Genomic DNA, 22,281 nt, shown 5'->3' with positions numbered 1-22,281 from the left:
ACCGAAGGGAACGAGGCCGTGAGCCCGTCCGCCGACCCGCCCGCCACCCCGCCCGCCGGCCCGGCAGCCGTGCCTCCCGCCGGCGTACTGCGTACCGCCCCGGTCACGGGCCTGCAGCGCGGCCTCTGGTTCCTCGACCGGTGGAACCCGCGGGCCGCCACCTACACCACCCCCTGGACCTACGACGTCACCGGCCCGCTCGACCTCGATCTGCTCCGGGAGGCACTCGACGGCGTGTCAGCCCGGCACGAGGCGTTGCGCACGACCTTCGCCCTGCACCCCGACGGCCCGCGCCAGTACGTCCACGCCGAACTCCCCGTCCCGCTCGCCGTCACCGACCTCCGCACCCTGCCGGCGGACCGACGGGGCGCCCGCATGGAGGAGCTGGTCACCGCGCGCGCGTCCGAACCGTTCGACCTGGCCACCGGACCCCTGCTGCGCGCCGAGGCGTTCCGCCTCGCCGACGACCGCACCACCCTGCTGTTCGTGGTCCACCACATCGTCTGGGACGGCTGGTCGGCCGAACTCTTCGACCACGAACTCACCGAGCTCTACCGCGCGTCCGCCGAGCACCGGGCCCCCGTCCTGCCGGCCCTCGGCACCCAGTACGCCGACTGGGCCGAGGAGGAGCAGCACACCTCCTACGAGGAGCACCTCGCCCACTGGAAGCAGAGCCTCGACGGCGCCCCCACCCTGCTGGAGCTGCCCGGCGACCGGCCCCGCCCCGCCGAACGCAGCCAGCGCGGCGCCACGGAACCGTTCGCCCTGCCCCCGGGCACCGCCGCCCGCGTGCGGGAACTCGCCGAACGCGAGGGCGTCACCCCGTACACCGTCCAACTCGCCGCCTTCGCGCTGCTGATGGGCCGCTGGACCGGCCGCGACGACCTGCTCGTCGGGACACCCGTCACCACCCGCAACCGCCCCGAAATCGCCGACCTGCTCGGCTACTTCGTCAACCTGCTGCCGCTGCGCGTCCGGCTCGCGCCCGACGCCACCTTCCGCGGCCTGCTCGCCGACCTCCAGGACGGCGTCTTCGACGCCTTCGGCTACCTCGACGTCCCCTTCGACCAGCTGGTCGACCTGCTCGGCACCACCCGAACCCCGCAACACCCGCCCCTGGTCCAGGTGGTGTTCGGCGCGCACACCGAGGACCCCGCGCCGCTCGTGCTCGCCGCCGGCGTCAGCGCCCTGCGCACCGTACGCGCCAACGGCACCAGCAAGTTCGACCTGACCTGGTCCGTCTTCGAGGACACCGCCGGCGGCGGCCTGCGCGGCGAGGCCGAGTACAGCACCGACCTCTTCGACGCCGGCACCGTACGCCGCCTCGCCGCCGACTACGCCGGTCTGCTGGACGCCGCCCTCGCCGACCCGGACGCCTCCGTGCTCCGGCTCACCTCGGCCGGACGCCCGCACCGCCCCGCACGGCTCGACCCGGGCCACTGCCTGCACCACCTCTTCGAGCGCGCCGCCGACGCCCACGGGGACCGGCCCGCCGTGAGCGACCCGGGCGGCACCCTCGACCACGCCGAACTCGACCGCCGCGCCAACCGGCTGGCCCACACCCTCCTCGCCCGCGGCGTACGCCCCGGCGACCGGGTGGGCCTGCTGCTGGAACGTACCGTGGCCGTGCCCGTCGCGATCCTGGCCGTGCTCAAGACCGGCGCCGCCTACGTGCCCGTCGACCTGGCCGCCCCGGCCGACCGGGCGGCCCTCGTCTTCGGCGACACCGCCGTCACCCTGGTCCTCACCGACCGGCCCGACCGCGCCCCGGACGGCCCCTGGCAGACCCTCGACCTCGACGCCGACGCCGCCGAGATCGCCGCCCACCCCGCCGCCCGGCCCCCCGCCGCAGGCCGCCCCGGCGACATCGCCTACCTCATCTTCACCTCCGGCTCCACCGGCCGCCCCAAGGGCGTCGCCGTGGCCCACGAACACGTCAGCCGACTCCTCGACTCCGGCCGGGACCACTTCGGATTCGGCCCGGACACCGTCTGGACGCTCTTCCACAGCTACGCCTTCGACTGGACGGTCTGGGAGCTGTGGGGCGCCCTGCTGCACGGCGGCCGCCTGGTCGTCGTACCCCACCTCACCAGCCGCTCGCCCGACGAGTTCGCCGCCCTGCTCGACGAGGAACGGGTCACCCACCTCTGCCTGACCCCCTCCGCCCTGCGCCAGCTCGAACCGGCCCTGCGCCGCCACCCCCGCGCCCTGCCCGACCTGCGCCGGATCATGCTCGGCGGGGAGGCGCTCGACCCCGCCGTCGTCCAACGCTGGCACGACCTCGACCCGCTGCCTCCCGCCCGGCTCTGCAACCTCTACGGCATCACCGAGACCACCGTGCACGTCACCACCCACGACGTCGCCGAAGGCGGCGCCGGCTTCGAGCGCAGCCTCGTCGGCGAACCCATGCCGCACCTCACCGCGCTCGTCCTCGACGACTGGCTGCGCCCCAGCCCGCCCGGCGTCCCCGGCGAGCTCTACATCGGCGGCGGCAGCCTCGCACACGGCTACTGGGGCCGCCCCGGCCTCACCGCCGGCCGCTTCGTCGCCGACCCGTACGGGCCTCCCGGCGCCCGGCTCTACCGGACCGGTGACGTCGCCAGACGGCTGCCCGACGGCGGACTGGAGTACGTCGGCCGGGCCGACTTCCAGGTGAAGCTGCGCGGCTTCCGCATCGAACTCGGCGAGATCGAGAACGCCGTCGCCGCACACCCCGGCGTGGACGCCTGCGTGGTCACCGTGCACGACGACCGGCTCGCCGCGTACGTCACCGGCCCGGCCCGCGGTGCGGAACCCGCGGACCTGCGGTCCTTCCTCGGGCGCTCACTGCCCGCGTACATGGTCCCGGCGAGCTTCACCGTCCTGGACGCGCTGCCGCTCACCGTCAACGGCAAGGTCGACCGGGCCGCGCTGCCCGACCCCGACCGGGCCGCACCCGCAACACCCGGCCTGCACGTCGAGCCGCGCACACCGGAGGAGGAACTGTTCGCCGGTGTCTGGACGGAGGTGCTCGGAGTCGGCGGGATCGGCGTCCACGACGACTTCTTCCACCTCGGCGGGGACTCCATCCGCGCCGTCCAGCTCGCCGGAGCCCTGCACGACAGGGGCTGGCAGGTCACCCTCCGGGACGTCTTCAACGCGCCCACCGTCGCCGAACTCCTGCCGCTGGCGCGGCCCGTGGCCGCCGACCCCACCGCCGACCGGCCGTTCGCGCTGGTCGCCGAGGAGGACCGGGCCGATATGCCGCCCGGCATCGTCGACGCCTACCCGATGGTCTCCATGCAGCTGTCCATGGTCTTCCACATGGAGGTCGCCGGCGGCACCGACAGCTACCACAACGTCAACTCCTACCGGATCGCCGGCGACCTCGACGAGAGCGCGCTGCGGCGCTCCGTCGAGGAGGCCATGGCCCGGCACGCCGTCCTGCGCACCGGCCTCGACCTGTCGGGTTACGGCGAACCGCTCCAGCTCGTACACGGCACGCTGCCGGCACCGGTCGAGTTCACGGACCTGCGCGGAGCGGGCCCCGACGAGCAGGACGCGTCGGTCCGTACGGTCTTCGCGCACCACCGGGACCGGCCCTTCGACCTCGCCGAACCGCCGCTCTTCCGGATCACCGTCCAGCGGCTGGCCGACGACGCCTTCCAGCTCACGATCTCCGAGCACCACGCCATCCTCGACGGCTGGAGCTTCACCTCGCTGCTCACCGAGATCCTCGAACGGCACACCGCACTCGCCGCCGACCCGGCCTCCGCGCCCACACCGCCGCCGCGCACCGCGTTCCGGGACTTCGTCGCCGTGGAGCGCGAGGCCGCCGCTGACGGGGACTCCCTCGCGTACTGGCGGAGCCGGCTGGACGGCGCCACCGGGCAGCTGTGGCCCGGCAGCGAGGACGTCCACGAACTGCCGCGCACGGTGGAGCGGGTCCTGCCGGACGCACCCGGACAGCTGCGCGCGGTCGCCGACGCGCTGGCCGTCCCGGTCAAGTCCGTTGCGCTGGCCGCCCACCTGCACGCGCTGGCCCGGATCACCGGCCGCCGCCGCGTCACCACCGGACTGGCGATGAACGGCCGGCTGGAACGGCTGGGCGGTACGGAGGTGTACGGGCTGTTCCTCAACACCGTTCCGCTCGTCGCGGAGCCCGACGGGGACGACCTGGCGGCGCTGGTACGGCACGTGCACCGCGAGGAGCTGGACATGATGCCGCACCGCCGGGTGCCGTTCGCCCGGCTGGCCCGGATGATGGCCGACACCGCCCTGGACAGCCAGTTCGGCTACCTGCGCTTCCACGCGCTGGGCCGGCTGAGCGCGGCCCGGATCGAGGACGGCCGGATCGGCTGCGAGCCGACGCTCAGGCACGAGCCCAACAGCTTCGCCTTCGGCGCCTCGCTGATCCAGGACCCGGTGTCGCAGCGGGTGCTGCTGGCGGTGGACCACCAGCGGACGCTGGTGGACGACGCCACCGCCGAGACCTTCATCGACGCGTACGCCGAAGCCCTGGCCCACCTCGCGTCCACCACCACCTGAACCCACCGCCGACCGAGACCCCCCGTGGCCCGGACGGGCTGCCCGCCGTGCGGCTCCGGCCTCCGCCGGACGGGCGGGGTCCCGGAACCGCCGGTCCCCTGCGGGCCGGGCGCCGTCCGGCGGAGGCCGGCCGTCGCGTCCGGGGCGCCGCCCCGGCGGGCCCGTACCGCCCGTCCCGGACCGGTCGGGCACGCCCGCCCCGCGGTGGCCCGCGGGGCGGCCCCGACAGATTGATCAGTCCGCGTCCATACCGATCGACACCCCAGGAGTGCCTCGCATGACCACCTTTGCCGAGCCGTCCGTCCCGACCGCCGTCACCACCGACCTGCTGGCGCGGCTGCGCGGGGTCGTCGAGGCCCATCCCGGGCGCGTGGCCGTGCGGGCCGTGGACGGGCGGCTCGACTTCGCCGAGCTGGACCGGCGGTCCGCCGGGCTGGCCCGTGCCCTGCGGGGGGCCGGAGTACGTCGGGGGGACCGGGTCGGGGTCCACCTCGCCCGGACCGCCGACCTGCCGGTCGCGCTGCTCGCCGTCTGGCGGGCCGGCGCCGCGTACGTTCCCCTGGACCCCGCCTACCCCGCCGAGCGGATCGCCTTCATGGCCGCCGACGCCCGCCTCGCGGCCGTGGTCAGCGCCGATGCCGAGCCTCCCGTACCGTGCGGCGTCCCCGTGCTCCGCCCGGACGCCGCCGCCGACGCCCCCACGGGCGCCGAGGTCCCGTTCACCCCGCACCGCCTCGACTCCGCCTACGTCATCTACACCTCCGGCTCCACCGGCCGTCCCAAGGGCGTGGAGGTCCCGCACGGCGCCGTGGCCGCCCTCGCCGCCGCCCTCGAACGCAGCGGCGCCTACCGCCCGGAGCCCGGCGTCGTCGCGTGGAACGCAAGTGTCTCCTTCGACGCCTCCGTCCAGCAGTGGATCCGGATCTGCCGGGGCGACACCCTGGTGGTCATCGACGACGCGCAGCGGGCCGAACCGGCCCGCCTGGTACGACTGCTCGCCGAGCACGGCGTCACCGACCTCGACCTGACCCCCTCGCACTGGCAGCTGCTCCGCGAGCCGCTGGCCGGCGCCCGCGTCCCGCGCCTGTTCATGGGCGGCGAGCCCGTCCCGTCCCGGACCTGGCGCGAGCTGGCCGACGCCCGGATCGACGCCCTGAACCTCTACGGCCCCACCGAGTGCACCGTCGACGCCATCACCGCCCCCGTCACCGGCCCCGGCCCGCACCTGGGCGAACCGCTGCCCGGCGTACGCGTCCACCTGCTGGACGCCCGCCTCGCCCCGGTGACGGCGCCCGGCGCGGTCGGCGAGCTGTACCTGGCCGGGCCCGGCCTCGCGCACGGCTACCCGGGTCACCCCGGCCCGACCGCGGGCCGGTTCCTCGCCGACCCCTTCGCGCCGGAGCCGGGCGCCCGCATGTACCGCACCGGTGACCAGGCGCGGCGCACCACCGACGGCCTGCTGGAGTACGTCGGCCGGGTGGACCGCCAGGTCAAGCTGCGCGGCTTCCGCGTCGAGCTCGGCGAGGTCGAGCACGCGCTGGGTTCCCTCGACGGGGTCACCGCCGCCGCGGTCACCCTGCACGAGGCCGCCCCCGGGGACCACCGCCTCGCCGGATACGTCACCGGAGCGGCCGCCCGCCCCGCCGACCTGCTGTCCGAGCTGCGCCGTACCCTGCCCGCCCACCTGGTGCCGTCCACCGTGACCGTCCTGGACGCGCTGCCGCTCACCCCCAACGGCAAGGTCGACCACAGCGCCCTGCCCGCCCCGGCGACGGCGCCCGCCGCAGCCGGACCGGCCGCGCGGGCCGGGACGGACGAGCCGGCGGGCGTGGACGAGCAGGTCGCCGAGGTCTGGCGCACCGTGCTCGGCGTCCCCGACGTCGAGCAGAGCGACGACTTCCTCTCCCTCGGCGGCCACTCGCTCGCCGCCCTGCGCGTCGTCCACCTGCTGCGCCGCAAGCTCAACGTCGAGCTCCAGCTGCGCGACCTGCTGGACGCCGCCGACCTGGCCGGCTTCACCGCCGCGGTCCGGCGCGCCGCCGCGGCGGGCCCGGCCGCCCCCCGTCCCACCCTCAGCGCCCGCCGCGAGGCCGTCCGATGACCACTGCCACCCCTTCCGCCGCGCGGACCGCGCGTCCCCGGGTCGAGGGCGACTGGCTGTTCGTCCCCGCGCCCCAGCCCCACCGCCCCGTCAGGCTGTTCTGCTTCCCGCACGCCGGCGGTGACGCCACCGCCTACGCACCGCTCGCCCGGGCCCTGGCTCCCGTGGCCGAGGTCTGGGCACTGCGCCCGCCGGCCCGGGGCGGTCGCAGCCGGCACCCCATGCCACCCGACTTCGACAGCCTGGTTGCCACCGTCAGCGAGGCGCTGACCCCGCACCTGACCGGCGGCGCGGGCGGCCGGTTCGCCTTCTACGGGCAGAGCTTCGGCGCCCTGCTCGCCTACGAGGTCGCCCGCGCCCTGCCCGCCGACCGCCGACCCGAGCTGGTGGTCGCCGTAGGCGCGCCCAGCCCCGCCGAATGGAGCGAGCGCGAGACCAAGGACCTGGACGCCTGCGAACTCCTCAGGCTGACCGGCCTGGACGAGTCGGTCCGGGCCCATCCGGACCTGGCCGAACTCGCCCTTGGCGCCATCCGCGCCGACCTCTCCGTGAGCGCCACCTACCACCACCGTCCGCACGCGCCCATCGCCTCCGCGATCCACGCACTGGCCGGCGCCGACGACCCGATGCTCGCCACCACCGGCCTGACCGGCTGGGCCGCCCACACCCGCGGCGCTTTCGGCCACCGGGTCGTCCCCGGCGGGCACCTGCTCGCCACCGTCGACCGGCCCGGTCCGGCCGAGCTGCTGACCGTGCTCCTGACCTCGCCCGGGACCTCGCCCCAGACGTTGCCCGGGACCTCGCTCCGGCCCTCGCCCCGGCCCTCGCCCCGGCTCTCGCTCCGGCCGTCCGTTCCGCCCGACGCCCCGCCCTCCGCCCCGACTTCCCTCCCGGCGGACCGCCCGGTACCCGCCGCGCCCCGCCTCGCCCCCAGGGAGCACTGATGCCGACCACCGCCACCATGACCACCGCGACCGCCACCGCCGCACCCGCCGGCACCGTCGACCTCACCGACCCCGACCTGTGGGCCCGCCCCGACACCCCCGCCCTGATCGCGGACCTGCGCCGCGAGGCGCCCGTCCACCGCACCGAGACCGTCGACGACGGCCCGGTCTGGTCGGTGCTGACCTACCGGGAGTCGGCGGACGTCCTGCGCAACGCGGCCGTGTTCAGCTCGGAGTCCGGCTCGCTGCTCGGCGCGGGCGAGGGCAACGTGCCGGTCGGTTCGGGCCGGATGATGGCCCTCACCGACCCGCCCCGGCACCGCGAACTACGCGCCCCCGCCAATCCGTTCTTCTCCAAGGGCGGCGTGCGCGGCGCCGCCCGGTCGATCACCGAACGGGCCGGCGAACTCTTCGACCGGGCCGTCGAGCAGGGCGACGTGGACCTCGTCGACGTGGTCTCGGCCCTCCCGCTCGCGGTCATGTGCGACCTGCTCGACGTCCCCGAGAAGGACCGCGACATGGTGGTCCGGGTCTGCGACGTGGCCTTCCTCGGCCGCACCCCGGAGGAACGGCGCGCAGGGCACCAGAAGTTGATCCCGTACCTGATGCACCAGGTGATGCTGCGCCGCTCCGACCCGCGCGACGACCTGATCTCCATGATGGCCACGTACAAGGTCGGCGGACGGCTGCTGCCGATCGAGGACGTCGTGCTCAACCTCGACAACATCGTGGTGGGCGGCGTCCAGACCGTCCGTCACACCGCCGCCATGGGCCTGCACACCCTGGTCCGGCGCCCCGACCTGTGGCGGCAGCTGCAACAGGGCGAGGTGTCCATGGACTCCGCCGTGGACGAACTCCTGCGCTGGACCTCGGTGGGGCTGCACACGCTGCGCACCGCCACGCGGGACATCGAGCTCGGCGGGCGGCAGATCCGCCGCGGCGACCGCGTCGCCGTGTGGGTGTGGTCCGCCGACCGGGACCCGGAGGCCTTCGACCGGCCCGAGGAGATCCGGCTCGACCGCTCGCCCAACAAGCACCTCGCGCTGGGCCTCGGCGCCCACTACTGCATCGGCGCCCCGCTGGCCAAGGCCGAACTGAGCGCACTGTACTCCGCCGCGCTGGAGAAGGCCGCCGTCATCGAGCCGACCGGGCCCGTCACCTACAACCGCTCGATCATCAACTTCGGCCTGGACCACTTCCCGGTCCGCATCACGGCCCGCTAGGCGGTCCGGCAGTGCCGCAACTGCCGCTCACCTGCCGGAGCTTGTGCCGCTCGGGCCGGGACGGCGCCCATACCTTCGAATCGCACCCCAGAGCACCTCTCACTCTACGGAGACCACCATGAGCAACCCGTTCGAGGACGACAACTCCGGCTACCTGGTCCTGGTCAACGACGAGAACCAGCACTCGCTCTGGCCGGTCTGGATCGACGTGCCGGCCGGCTGGACCACCGTCCACGGCGAGGCCCCGCGCCAGGAGTGCCTCGACTGGATCGAGGCCAACTGGACCGACATCCGCCCCGCGAGCCTCCTCGCCACCCTCGACCAGCGGTGAGCGCCGCCATGCCGAACTGGGAACTGAACCCCGGCCGCCCCGCCCTCACCCGCGTACCGGCCACCACCGACCTCGCCGAGGCCTGCGCCTGGCTGCGCGAGAACGAGACCGCGCTGACCGCCGCCCTGCACGAGCACGGCACGATCTTCCTGCGCGGACTGCCCGTGACCCGGGCCGCCGACGTCGCCGCCGTCCGCGACGTGCTCATCCCCGAGCCCACCCCGTACCGGGAGAAGGCCACCCCGCGCAGCGACTTCGGCGACGGCGTCTTCTCCTCCACCGACCTGCCGCCCGCCCAGTCGATCCGCATGCACAACGAGAACAGCTACACCCTGACCTTCCCCGGCCGGCTGCTGTTCGCCTGCCTGACCGCCCCGGAGACGGGCGGCGCCACCCCCACCGCCGATGTCCGCAAGGTCCTCGCCGCGCTCCCCGCCCACCTGGCCGAGCGCGGCCGCTCCTCCGGCTGGACGCTCACCCGCAGCTACTCGGACTACCTCTCGCTCGGCTGGCGCACCGCCTTCGGCACCGAGGACCCCGCCGACGTCGAGCGGTACTGCCGGGAGAACGGCATCGCCTGGGAGTGGCAGCCGGACGGCAACCTGCGGACCAGCCAGCTGCGTTCGGCCACGATCCACCACCCGCAGACCGGCGAGGAGGTCTGGTTCAACCACCTGGCCTTCTGGAACGAGTGGTCCCTCGACCCGGACATCCGCGAGGCCATGGTCGAGGAGTTCGGGCCCGAGGGCCTGCCCTTCAACACCGGCTTCGGCGACGGCGAACCGCTCTCCCGCGAGGACGTGGACGCCCTCAACGCGGCCTACGAAGCCGCCACCGTCCGCGAGACGTGGCAGGCCGGCGACGTGATGCTGGTCGACAACGTGCTCTGCGCCCACGGCCGCGACCCCTTCGGCGGCGACCGGAAGATCGCCGTCGCGATGGGCCGTCCCGTCGACCTCGCCGACTGCCGTCCCACGGTGCGCCCGACGACCGCAGTCCCCGCCTGACCATCCCCACGCCGTGACGTGAGCAGAGGAAGCACCGTGATCCCGGTTTCGTACGCACAACAGCGTCTCTGGCTGATCGACCAGATCGAAGGGCCGACCGCGCTCTACAACCTGCCGTTCGCGGTCCGCCTGCGCGGCACGCTCGACACCGACGCGCTGCGCGCCGCGACGGCGGACGTCGTCGCCCGGCACGAGGCCCTGCGCACGGTGTTCCCGGTGGCCGGGGGAGTCCCGGTGCAGCGGATCCTGCCGTCGGCGGAGGCGGAGATCGCCTTCGAGACGGTGGACTGCGCGCCGGACGAGTACCCCGCCCTGCGGGACCGGGCAGCGGCCCGCACCTTCGACCTGAGCGCCGAACTGCCCATCCGGGTCACGGTCTTCTCCCTCACTCCCGACCGGCTCACAGCCGACCGGCTCACAGCCGACCCGCTCACCCCCGGCCCGCCCGCCACCGGGCCGGCCGGCGAGCACGTGCTGCTCGTCGTGCTCCACCACATCGCCGGCGACGGCTGGTCGCTCGGCCCGCTGTTGCGCGACCTCGCCACCGCCTACGCGGCCCGCCGCACCGGCCGCGCCCCCGACTGGGAGCCGCTGCCGGTCCAGTACGCCGACTACGCGCTGTGGCAGCGCGACCTGCTCGGCGACGAGAGCGACCCCGGCAGCGTGCTGAGCCGGCAGCTCGACCACTGGCGCGAGGCCCTGGCCGGCCTGCCGGAGGAACTGGAACTCCCGACGGACCGCCCCCGCCCGCCCGTCCCGACCGGCGCCGCCGACGCCGTCGCCTTCGACTACGGCCCTGAACTGCACGCCGCGCTGGCGGGTCTGGCCCGACGGCACCGCGCCACCCTGTTCTCCGTCCTCCAGGCCGGACTCGCCGCCCTGTTCTCCCGGCTCGGAGCGGGCACCGACATCCCCCTCGGCACCGGTGTCGCCGGCCGCTCCGACGAGGCGCTGAACGACCTGGTCGGCTTCTTCGTCAACACCCTCGTCCTGCGCACCGACACCTCCGGCGACCCGTCCTTCACCGAACTCCTCGGCCGTGCCAGGGAGGCCCAGCTCGACGCCTTCGCACACCAGGACGTGCCGTTCGAACGGCTGGTCGAGGAGGTCAACCCGGCCCGTTCCCTCGGCCGCCACCCGCTCTTCCAGACCCTCCTGGTGCTCCAGAACCACGAGGAGGGCGAACTGACCCTGCCCGGGCTGCAGACGCGGCCCGAGGAACTCGGCCTGCGGGTGGCCAAGTTCGACCTGAACATCGGCATCACCGAGCGCCGCACCCCCGACGGCGCACCCGCCGGCCTCACCGGATCCGTCGAATACGCGGCCGACCTCTACGACCGCGCCACCGTCACCACCCTGTTCGAGCGCCTGGGCCGGCTGCTGGCCGCCGCGGCCGCCGACCCCGAGGCACCGATCGGCGCCCTCGACATCCTCGCCCCCGAGGAACGCGGCCGCCTGCGCGACGAGTGGAACGCCACCGCCGCGCCCGTCCCCACCGGCTCGCTGCCGGAACTGTTCGAAGCCCGCGCCGCCCGCACCCCGGACGCCGTCGCGCTCGCCCACGACGGCGGCGCCGTCTCCTACGCCGAGCTCGACGCCCGCGCCAACCGGATGGCGCACCACCTCACCGCATGCGGTGTCGGCCCCGAGTCCCCGGTCGCCCTGCTGATGGAGCGCTCGGTCGACCTGGTCGTCGCCACCCTGGCCGTGCTCAAGGCCGGCGGCGTCTACGTCCCGATGCACGCCGGCCTGCCCCCGGAGCGGATGGCGGCACTCCTCGCCGACACCGGCGCCCCCGTCCTGCTCACCGACCGCACCGACCCGGGCTTCGCGCACGACGCCGTCGTGGTCCGCCCCGGCGACGAGAAGGACGCCCCGGAGCACGCCCCCGGCCTCCCCGTCCACCCCGACCGGCTCGCCTACGTGATGTTCACCTCGGGCTCCACCGGCACCCCCAAGGGCGTCGCCGTCCGCCACCGCGACGTCGTCGACCTCGCCGCCGACCGCCGCTGGCAGGACGGCCGGCACCGGCGGATCCTGCTGCACTCCCCGCACGCCTTCGACGCCGCCACCTACGAGCTGTGGACACCGCTGCTGGCCGGCGGCACCGTGGTCGTCGCCCCGCCCGGCAACCTGGACGCCGACGCCCTGCACGCGCTCGTCACCCGGCACGAGGTCACCGCCGTCTTCCTCACCAAGGCCCTCTTCGACCTCGTCGCCGAACAGGCCCCGGAAACCTTCCGCGCCCTGCGGACCGTCTGCACCGGCGGCGAGGCCGCCTCCGCCACCCTCATGCGGCGCGTCCTCGACCACTGCCCCGACCTGCTGCTCGCCCACGTCTACGGGCCGACCGAAGCCACCACCTTCGCCACCCACCACCCCCTCACCGCCGCAGACCTGACCGGCCCCCGGCCACCGATCGGCGCCCCGCTCGACAACATGCGCGCCCACGTCCTCGACACCCGGCTGCAGCCCGTACCGCCCGGTGTCCCCGGCGAGCTCTACGTCGCCGGAGCCGGCCTGGCCCGCGGCTACTGGCGGCGGCCCGCGCTGACCGCCGAGCGGTTCGTCGCCGACCCCCGCACCCCCGGCGAGCGCATGTACCGCACCGGCGACCTGGTACGCCGCCGGACCGACGGCGCGATCGAGTTCCTCGGCAGGATCGACGGCCAGGTCAAGCTGCGCGGCTTCCGCATCGAGCTGGGCGAGATCGAGGCCGCGCTCTCCCGCCACCCCGCCGTCCGCCAGGTCATCGTGGTCCCCCGGGAGGACCGCCCCGGCGACACCCGGCTCGTCGGCTACTGCGCGGTGCTCCCCGCCCCCCTCGACGAGAACCCTCAACTCGACGTCGAAATCAAGCAGTTCGCCGCCACCACCCTCCCCGGTTACATGGTCCCCTCGGCCGTCGTCGTCCTGCCCGCCCTGCCGCTCAACGCCAACGGCAAGGTCGACCGGCGCGCCCTGCCCGCCCCCGAACTCGCCGCGGACACCACCGGCCGCGCCCCGCGCGACGAGCGCGAACGCGCCCTGTGCACCCTCTTCGGCGAGATCCTCGGCATCGACGACATCACCATCGACGACGACTTCTTCGAGCTCGGCGGCCACTCCCTGCTGGCGACCCGCCTGGTCGGCCGGGCCCGCACCGAACTGGGCGCCGAACTCGCCATCGGCGACCTCTTCCAGGCCCCCACCGTCGCCGCCCTCACCGACCGGCTCGCCGCCGGCCCGGCCCGGCCCGCCCTCCTCCCCGAGCCCCGGCCCGAGCACCTGCCCCTCTCCTTCGCCCAGCGCCGCCTGTGGTTCCTCGGCCAGGCCGAGGGCCCCGCCGCCACCTACAACGTCACCCTCGCCCTCCGCCTCACCGGCCCGCTCGACGCGGCCGCCCTCGAAGGCGCCCTCGGCGACGTCGTCACCCGCCACGAGAGCCTGCGTACGGTCTTCGGCGCCGACGACGGCGTCCCGTACCAGCGGATCCTGCCCGCGCCGCCCGGCCCGCTGCTCACCGTCACCGACCGGCCCGCGCAGGAGCTGACCGGGCACACCTTCGACCTCGCGGCCGACGTACCCCTGCACGCGTACCTGCGTCCCGAAGCGCCCGACGAGCACGTCCTGCTCCTCGTGATGCACCACATCGCCAGCGACGGCTGGTCCCTGCGGCCGCTCTTCCGCGACCTCGCCGACGCCTACACCGCCCGGCTCGGCGGCGAGGCACCGGTGTGGGAGCCGCTGCCGGTCCAGTACGCCGACTACACCCTCTGGCAGTACCGGCTGCTCGGCGCCGACACCGACCCGCAGTCCGCGCTCTCCCGCCAGCTCGACCACTGGAGGCAGGCACTCGCCGGCCTGCCGGACGAGCTGCCGCTCCCGCTGGACCGCCCCCGCCCGGCCACCCCCAGCCACCGCGGCGACGTCATCCCCCTGGCACTCGACGCGGACCTGCACGCACGGCTCACCGAGCTGGCCGGCGCCCACGGAGCGACCCTCTTCATGCTGCTCCAGGCCGCCTACGCCACCCTGCTGCACCGCTTCGGCGCCGGCGAGGACCTGCCGATCGGCACGCCGCTGGCCGGCCGCCTGGACCCGGCCCTCGACGACCTGGTCGGCTTCTTCGCCAACACCCTCGTCCTGCGCACCGACCTCACGGGCCGGCCCACCTTCGCCGAACTGCTGGCCCGCGTACGGGAAGCCGACCTGGCCGCCTACGCCCACCAGGACGTGCCCTTCGAGCGGCTCGTCGAGGAGCTCAACCCGGCCCGCACCCTCGCCCGGCACCCGCTCTTCCAGGTGATGATCGCCTTCGACAACACCGCCGGCGGCGAACCCGAGTTCCCCGGGACCCGCGCCGCCCACGAGCCGCTCGGGCTGCCCACCACCGCTTTCGACCTCACCCTGAACCTCTCCGAGCGCCACCACCCGGACGGCGCCCCCGCCGGCATCGAGGGCGGTCTGGAGTTCGCCACCGACCTGTTCGACCGGGCCACCGCCGAACGCCTCGCCGACGCGCTGCCGGCCCTGCTGGCCCAGGTGGCCGCGGACCCGCACCGCCCCGTGGCCGACCTCGACGTACTGGGCGAGGCCGGTCGGACCGAGCTCGCCGGATGGCACGGCACCGACCGGCCGGGCGCGGGGGACGTCCTCGTCCCGCAGGCCTTCGCCGCGCAGGTCGCCGCCACCCCCGACGCCACCGCGGTCGTCTTCGGGGAGACCCGGCTCACGTACGCCGAGCTCGACGCCCGGGCCGACCGCCTGGCCCACGGCCTGGCCGCCGCCGGAGCGGGCCCCGAGGACGTGGTCGCGCTCGCCCTGCCCCGCTCGGCCGAGTCCCTGGTCGCCGTCCTCGCCGTCCTCAAGGCCGGGGCCGCCTTCCTCCCGCTGGACGCCGACTACCCGCGCGAGCGGATCGCCCACATGCTCGCCGACGCCCGCCCCGCGGCCGTCCTCACCGACGCCGGATGGCCGCTGCCCGACGTCCTCGACGGGCTCACCGGTACCACCGTCCTGGACATCGGCGAGCAGAGCCGGGCCGAGCGGCCCGCCGGAGCCCCGCCCGTCCGCGTCACCGCCGCCCACGCCGCCTACGTCATCTACACCTCGGGCTCCACGGGGCGCCCCAAGGGCGTCGTGGTCCGCCACGGCGGGCTCGCCAACCTGCTCGCCTTCCACCGCGACGAGACCATCGCCGCCGCCCGACAGGCCCACCCGGGACGCAGGTTCAGGTTCGCCCAGGCCGCCTCGCTCTCCTTCGACACCGCCCTCGAAGCGCTGCTGTGGATGGTCGCCGGCCACGAACTCCACCTCCTCGACGACGACGTGCGCCGCGACGCCGCCGCCATCGTCCGCCACGCCGAGCGGACCGGCGCCGACGTCCTCGACGTCACCCCCGGCCAGGCCGAGCGGCTGGTCGAGGAGGGCCTGCTCGACCGCTGCCCGCCGGCCCTGCTGATGGTCGGCGGCGAAGCCCTCGGCCAGAGCCTCTCGGCCGCCCTCACCGCCGCCGCGGACACCGTCGTGCTCAACATGTACGGCCCCACCGAGTGCACCGTCGACGCGTTGTACCACCGCCTCTCCGGCGACCCGCGCCCGCTCATCGGCCGCCCGTTGCCCAACCTCCGCGCGCACGTCCTGGACCCCGGCCTGCGGCCCGTACCCCCCGGCGTCCCCGGCGAGCTGTACCTCAGCGGCGCCGGCCTCGCCCGCGGCTACCTGGGCCGGCCCGCGCTGACCGCCGAGCGGTTCGTCGCCGACCCGTTCGCGGCGGGGGAGCGGATGTACCGCACCGGCGACCTCGCCCGGCGCCGCCCCGACGGCCGCGTCGAGTACCTGGGCCGCACCGACCACCAGGTCAAGGTCCGCGGCTTCCGCGTCGAACCCGGCGAGATCGAGACCGTCCTGGCCGCCCACCCCGACGTCCTCCAGGCCGCCGTCCTGCCCTACCGGGACCCCGCGGACGACACGGCCGGGACCCGGCTGGTCGCCCACCTCGTGGTGCGGACCCCGCTCGAAACGGCCGCGCTGCGCGCCCACGTGGCCGCGGCCCTGCCCGACTACATGGTCCCGGCGGCCTTCACCACCCTCGACGCGCTGCCGCTCAACGTCAACGGCAAGCTCGACCGGTCCGCGCTGCCCGCCCCCGACTTCGCGGCGGCCACCGGCGGCCGGGCCGCCCGTACGGCCCGCGAGGAAATCCTCTGCGGTCTGTTCGGCGAGGTCCTGGGACTGACCGGACCGGTCTCGGCCGACGACGACTTCTTCGCCCTGGGCGGGCACTCCCTGCTCGCCACCCGGCTGCTCAGCCGCGTCCGGGCGGTGCTCGGGGCCGAACTCGGCATCCGGGACGTCTTCGAGGCGCCGACGGTGGCGGGCCTCGCCCAGCGGCTGGACGGCGCCACGGCCCGCCCCGCGCTGACCGCGGGCGAGCGCCCCGCACGCCTGCCGCTGTCCTCCGCCCAGCAGCGGCTCTGGCTGATCGACCGGATGGAGGGCCCCAGCGCGCTCTACAACATGCCGCTGGCCCTGCGCGTGACCGGTCCGCTCGACACGGCCGCCCTGGAAGGCGCCCTCGGCGACCTCGTGGCCCGCCACGAGATCCTGCGCACGCTGATCGCCGAGCACGACGGCGAACCCCACCAGCTGGTCCTGCCGCCGTCCGGTGCGGGGCTCCCGGTCGAACGGCGCGACTGCGCACCGGAGGCGGTGCACGCCGAGGTGGACCGGGCCGCCCGCCGCCCCTTCGACCTGGCCGCCGAACCGCCCGTACGCGTGACCCTCCTGCGGACCGGCCCCGAGGAGCACGTCCTCGTCGTCGCACTCCACCACATCGTCGGCGACGGCTGGTCCATGGGCCCGCTGCTGCGCGACCTGAGCGACGCCTACGCGGCCCGCCTGGGCGGCTCGGCCCCCGACCGGCAGCCGCTGCCGGTCCAGTACGCGGACTACGCGCTCTGGCAGCGGGAGCTGCTCGGCGACGAGGCCGACCCCGACAGCCTGGTCGCACGCCAGCTCACCTACTGGCGCGACACCCTCGCCGGCCTCCCGGAGGAGCTCACCCTCCCCGTCGACCGGCCGCGCGGAGCCCGCGCCGACCACCGCGGCGACCGGGTCGCCCTGCCCGTCGACGCGGCCCTGCACCGCGCGCTGACCGACCTGTCCCGCGAGCACCGCGTCACCATGTTCATGACCTTCCAGGCGGCGCTGGCGGCGCTGCTGACCCGGCTCGGGGCCGGCACCGACGTGCCGATCGGCTCGGTGGTCGCCGGCCGCTCGGACGAAGCCCTCGACGACCTGGTCGGCTTCTTCGTCAACACCCTCGTCCTGCGCACCGACACCTCCGGCGACCCGACCTTCACCGAACTCCTCGGCCGGGTCAGGGAGACGGGTCTCGGCGCCTACGCCCACCAGGACGTCCCCTTCGAGCGGCTCGTCGAGGAGCTCAACCCGGCCCGCTCCCTCGCCCGCCACCCCCTCTTCCAGGTGGCGATGGTCCTTCAGTCCAACACCGGAGGCGAGCCGGAGCTGTCCGGCCTGCGCGTCGAGGCGCTGCCGGCCGACACCGGGGTCGCCAAGTTCGACCTCAACGTGACGCTGGAGGAGTTCTTCGGACCGGACGGCGAGCCCGCCGGCCTGGACTGCGCCATCGACTACGCCACCGACCTGTTCGACCGCGAGACCGTCGAGGCCGTCGCCGCCCGCTTCGGCCGGCTCCTGACCGAGATGACGGCCCGGCCCGGGCAGCGGATCGGCCGCGCCGACCTGCTCGCCGACGGCGAGCGCGCCGCCCTCCTCGGCGGCCACCGGCCGCTGCCGGCCGAACTGCCCCTGGTACCGGACGCCTTCGCCGCCCAGGCGGCGGCCACCCCCGGCCTGACCGCCCTCGTCTCCGGGGGGACCCGGCTCACGTACGCCGAACTCGACGCCCGCGCGAACCGCCTTGCCCACGGCCTGGCCGCCGTCGGCATCGGCCCCGAGGACGTGGTCGCGCTCGCCCTGCCCCGCTCGGCGGAGACGGTCGTCTCCCAGCTCGCCGTCCTCAAGGCCGGCGCGGCCTTCCTGCCGCTGGACGCCGAGTACCCGCTGGAGCGCACCGCCCACATGCTGGCCGACGCCCGGCCCGCGGCCGTCCTCACCGACCCCGCGTGGCCGCTGCCCGAAGCGCTGGACGGCCTCGCCGGGACCACCGTCCTCGACGCCCGCGCACAGCACTGGGCCGACCGGCCCGCCGGAGCCCCGCCCGTCCGCCTCACACCGGGCCACGCCGCCTACGTCATCTACACCTCCGGCTCCACCGGCCGCCCCAAGGGCGTCGTGGTCAGCCACGGCTCGATCGCCGGCCTGCTGGCCGCCCACCGGGCCGAGACCTTCGCCGTGCCCGAGCGGGCCCACGGCCGGATGCGCGCCGCGCTGACCGCCTCGCTCTGCTTCGACGCCTCCTGGAACGGCCTGCTGTGGATGGTCGCCGGCCACGAGCTGCACCTGATCGGCGACGACCTGCGCCGCGACCCCGCCGCCCTGGTACGGCACCTGCGCACCGCCGCCGTCGACGCCGTCCAGTTCACCCCCACCTACGCCGAACAGCTCATCGCCGAAGGACTCCTGGACGCCCCCGCCCCGCGTGTGGTGCTCCTCGGCGGCGAACCGATCGGGCAGGCCCTGTGGACCCGCCTGCGCGAGGCCCCCGCCACCACCGGCCACAACCTCTACGGCCCCACCGAGTGCACCGTCGACACCCTGCTCCAGGCGTACGCCGACGCGGAACGCCCCACCATGGGCCACACCGTCCTCGGCACCCGCGCCCACGTCCTCGACGCCTGCCTGAACCCGGTCCCCGCCGGCGTCCCCGGCGAGCTGTACCTGTCCGGGGACAGCCTGGCCCGCGGCTACCTGGGCCGGCCCGCGCTCACCGCGGAACGGTTCGTCGCCGACCCGTTCGCGCCGGGGGAGCGGATGTACCGCACCGGCGACCTGGTCCGCCGCACCCGCGAGGGCAGGATCGACTACCTGGGCCGCACCGACCACCAGCTCAAGATCCGCGGCTTCCGCATCGAACCCGGCGAGATCGAGCAGGCGCTGGCCCTGCACCCGGCCGTCCGCCAGGCCGTCGTCACCCCGCAGGAGAGCGCCGACGGCGACCGCCGCCTGGTCGCCCACTGCGCGGTCGGCGCACCCAGTCCCGAACTCTCCCTCGAACTGAAGCGGTTCGTGGCGCAGTCGCTGCCCGCCCACATGGTCCCCGCCGCCGTCGTCACCCTCGACGCCCTGCCGCTGACCGGCAGCGGCAAGGTCGACCGGCGGGCCCTGCCCGCCCCCGACTTCCAGCTCTTCGCCGGCGGCCGGGCCGCCCGTACGGCGCGCGAGGAACTCCTCTGCGGCCTGTTCGGCGAAGTTCTCGGCGCGGCCGGACAGGTCTCGATCGACGACGACTTCTTCGCCCTCGGCGGTCACTCCCTGCTCGCCATGCAGCTCATCAGCCGGGTCCGTACGGTGTTCGCGGCCGAGATCGGCGTCCGGGACGTCTTCGAGGCGCCGACGGTGGCCGGCCTCGCCCAGCGGCTGGACGGCGCCGGCGCACGGCTCGCCCTGAGGGCCGGCGAACGTCCGGACGGCCTGCCGCTCTCCTTCGCCCAGCAGCGGCTGTGGCTGATCGACCGGATGGAGGGGCCCAGCGCCCTGTACAACCTCCCGCTGGCCCTGCGATTGACGGGTCCCCTCGACCCCGCCGCCCTCGAACGCGCCCTCGGCGACGTCGTCGCCCGGCACGAGATCCTGCGCACGCTCGTCACCGAACAGGACGGCGAGCCCCGGCAGCGGATCGTCCCGCCCACCGAGGCCCGGATCCCCTTCGACCACCACCCCGCCCTGCCCGCCGACCCGGCGGCCGCCCTCGCCGCATGCGCGGCCGTCCCCTTCGACCTCGCCCGCGAACTCCCCCTCCGCTCGCACTTGTTCCCGCTCGCCCCCGAGGAGCACCTCCTCGTGCTCGTCCTGCACCACATCGCCGGCGACGGCTGGTCGATGGACCCGCTGCTGCGCGACCTCTCCGCGGCCTACGCGGCCCGGCTGGGCGGCTCGGCCCCCGACTGGCAGCCGCTGCCGGTCCAGTACGCGGACTACGCGCTCTGGCAGCGGGAGCTGCTCGGCGACGAGGCCGACCCCGACAGCCTGGCGGCCCGTCAACTCGCCCACTGGCGCGCAGCCCTGGCCGACATGCCCGAGGAGCTGTCCCTCCCCGTCGACCGCCCCCGGCGGCCGGACAGCGGCCACCGCGGCGACCGCGTCGTCCTCCCCTTCGACGCGGCCCTGCACCGCGCGCTGACCGACCTGTCCCGCGAGCACCGCGTCACCATGTTCATGACCTTGCAGGCGGCGCTGGCGGCGCTGCTGACCCGGCTCGGGGCCGGCACCGACGTGCCGATCGGCTCGGTGGTCGCCGGCCGCTCGGACGAGGCCCTCGACGACCTGGTCGGCTTCTTCGTCAACACCCTCGTCCTGCGCACCGACACCTCCGGCGACCCGACCTTCACCGACCTGCTCCAGCGCGTCCGGGAGACCCAGCTCGACGCGCACGCCCACCAGGACGTGCCCTTCGAACGGCTCGTCGAGGAACTCAACCCGGCCCGCTCCCTCGCCCGCCACCCCCTCTTCCAGGTCATGCTGCTCCTCCAGGGCGCCGGCCGGGCCGGCAGCCCCGGCGGGACCCCGCTCGACCTGGCCGGCCTGCCGGCCGCCGTCGAACCGGTCGACGGGTGCGTCGCCAAGTTCGACCTCTCCGTCGCCATGGGGGAGTCCTTCGACGCCGACGGCGCACCCGCCGGGCTGGAATGCGCCATCGACTACGCCACCGACCTGTTCGACCGCGAGACCGTCGAAGCCGTCGCCGTCCGCTTCGGCCGGCTCCTGACGGCGGTCGCCGCCCACCCCGACCGGCCCATCGGCGGCGCCGACCTGCTCTCCGCCGCCGAGCGCGCCGAACTCCTCGGCGCGGGCGAGGCGCTGCCCCCGGACGTACCGCTGCTGCCCGCCGCCTTCGAGGCGCGGGCGGCCCGCACCCCCGACGCGACCGCGCTGGTCGCCGGTGACACCCGGCTCAGCTTCGCCGAGCTGAACGCCCGCGCCAACGGCCTCGCCCACCGCCTGACGGCCGCCGGCGCCGGACCGGAGACCCTGGTCGCCCTGGCCCTGCCGCGCTCCGCGGAGAGCGTGATCGCCCTGCTCGCCGTCCTCAAGGCGGGCGCCGCCTCCCTGCCGCTGGACGCCGCACACCCGGCCGACCGCATCGCGGCCGTGCTGGCCGACGCCTCACCCGCCCTGGCGGTGACCGCCGAGGGCTGGCCCCTGCCCGAACTCCTCACCGGCCTCCCCGTCCTGGCCGCGGCCCCCGCCGACGGCCACGACGGGGCCGCGGACAACCCGCCGCCCCGCGCCGCCGCCGACGACGCCGCCTACGTCATCCACACCTCCGGCTCCACCGGCCGCCCCAAGGGCGTCGTGGTCAGCCACGGCTCGATCGCCGCGCTGCTCGCCTCGCACCGCTCCGCGACCGGCCCGATCGGCGCCACCGAATCCCGGCACGGCCGCAGCCGCGTCGCGCTCACCGCCTCGCTCTGCTTCGACGCCTCGTGGGACGGGCTGCTCTGGCTGATCGCCGGACACGAACTGCACCTCATCGGCGACGAGGTCCGCCGGGACGCCGCCGCCCTGGTCCGCCACCTGAGGACGCGGTCCGTCGACGTCATCGAGGTCACCCCCTCCTACGCCGAACAGCTCCTCGACGAAGGTCTGCTGGACGCGCCCGCCCCGCGGGTGGTGCTGCTCGGCGGCGAGGCCGTCGGCCAGGGCCTGTGGGACCGGCTGCGCGACGCCCCCGCGACCACCGCCCACAACCTCTACGGCCCCACCGAGTCCACCGTCGACGCGCTCACCCAGCCCCTCACCGCCACCGGACGCCCCAGCCTCGGCCGCAGCGTCCTCGGCACCCGCGCCCACGTCCTCGACGAGCACCTGAGCCCCGTCCCGCCCGGCGTCCCCGGCGAGCTGTACCTGGCCGGCGCCGGTCTCGCCCGCGGCTACCTCGGCCGCCCCGCGCTCACCGCCGAACGGTTCGTCGCCGACCCGTACGCACCGGGGCAGCGGATGTACCGCACCGGCGACCTGG

The 22,281-nt window shown here is 75.4% G+C and carries 6 protein-coding genes and 2 pseudogenes; all 8 read left to right on the top strand.

Features of this window, described 5'->3' with window-relative positions; translation table 11 throughout:
* The first annotated feature begins 18 nt into the window (after positions 1–18).
* A complete protein-coding gene (locus tag AC2RP6_RS08625; protein ID WP_486445661.1) occupies positions 19–4,527 on the top strand; it encodes an amino acid adenylation domain-containing protein in 4,509 nt (1,502 codons plus the stop codon).
* Between the two features lie 277 nt (positions 4,528–4,804).
* Positions 4,805–6,628, top strand: a complete 1,824-nt coding sequence (locus AC2RP6_RS08620; protein WP_486445660.1) for a non-ribosomal peptide synthetase — start codon at positions 4,805–4,807, stop codon at positions 6,626–6,628.
* Positions 6,625–7,572 (top strand): thioesterase II family protein, encoded by a 948-nt coding sequence (locus AC2RP6_RS08615; RefSeq protein ID WP_486445659.1) that lies wholly within the window; start codon positions 6,625–6,627, stop codon positions 7,570–7,572. The genes AC2RP6_RS08620 and AC2RP6_RS08615 overlap by 4 nt, the downstream gene beginning before the upstream one ends.
* Entirely contained in the window at positions 7,572–8,795 is a 1,224-nt protein-coding gene (locus AC2RP6_RS08610; protein WP_486445658.1) for a cytochrome P450, read from the top strand. Before AC2RP6_RS08615 ends, AC2RP6_RS08610 begins: the two co-directional genes overlap by 1 nt.
* Before the next feature lie 118 nt (positions 8,796–8,913).
* A complete protein-coding gene (locus AC2RP6_RS08605) occupies positions 8,914–9,126 on the top strand; it encodes an MbtH family protein (RefSeq protein ID WP_046776526.1) in 213 nt (70 codons plus the stop codon).
* Positions 9,127–9,134: 8 nt separating this feature from the next.
* Positions 9,135–10,133, top strand: a complete 999-nt coding sequence (locus AC2RP6_RS08600; protein WP_486445657.1) for a TauD/TfdA family dioxygenase — start codon at positions 9,135–9,137, stop codon at positions 10,131–10,133.
* Positions 10,134–10,151: 18 nt separating this feature from the next.
* A pseudogene (locus AC2RP6_RS08595) lies at positions 10,152–14,714 on the top strand (amino acid adenylation domain-containing protein); the annotation flags it as partial.
* Positions 14,700–22,244: pseudogene (locus AC2RP6_RS08590) on the top strand (non-ribosomal peptide synthetase); the annotation flags it as partial. The pseudogenes AC2RP6_RS08595 and AC2RP6_RS08590, both read left to right, overlap by 15 nt.
* Between the last annotated feature and the right edge of the window lie 37 nt (positions 22,245–22,281).

This window comes from Streptomyces sp. WAC03905 (assembly GCF_057371075.1).
The sequence above is the reverse complement of the archived record's forward strand: the minus strand, read 5'-3'. Positions and strand labels throughout refer to the sequence as shown.

Coding starts and splice junctions, on each gene's coding strand:
- AC2RP6_RS08620 (WP_486445660.1), top strand. CDS start 4,805: ATGACCACCTTTGCCGAGCCGTCCGTCCCGACCGCCGTCACCACCGAC.
- AC2RP6_RS08615 (WP_486445659.1), top strand. CDS start 6,625: ATGACCACTGCCACCCCTTCCGCCGCGCGGACCGCGCGTCCCCGGGTC.
- AC2RP6_RS08610 (WP_486445658.1), top strand. CDS start 7,572: ATGCCGACCACCGCCACCATGACCACCGCGACCGCCACCGCCGCACCC.
- AC2RP6_RS08605 (WP_046776526.1), top strand. CDS start 8,914: ATGAGCAACCCGTTCGAGGACGACAACTCCGGCTACCTGGTCCTGGTC.
- AC2RP6_RS08600 (WP_486445657.1), top strand. CDS start 9,135: ATGCCGAACTGGGAACTGAACCCCGGCCGCCCCGCCCTCACCCGCGTA.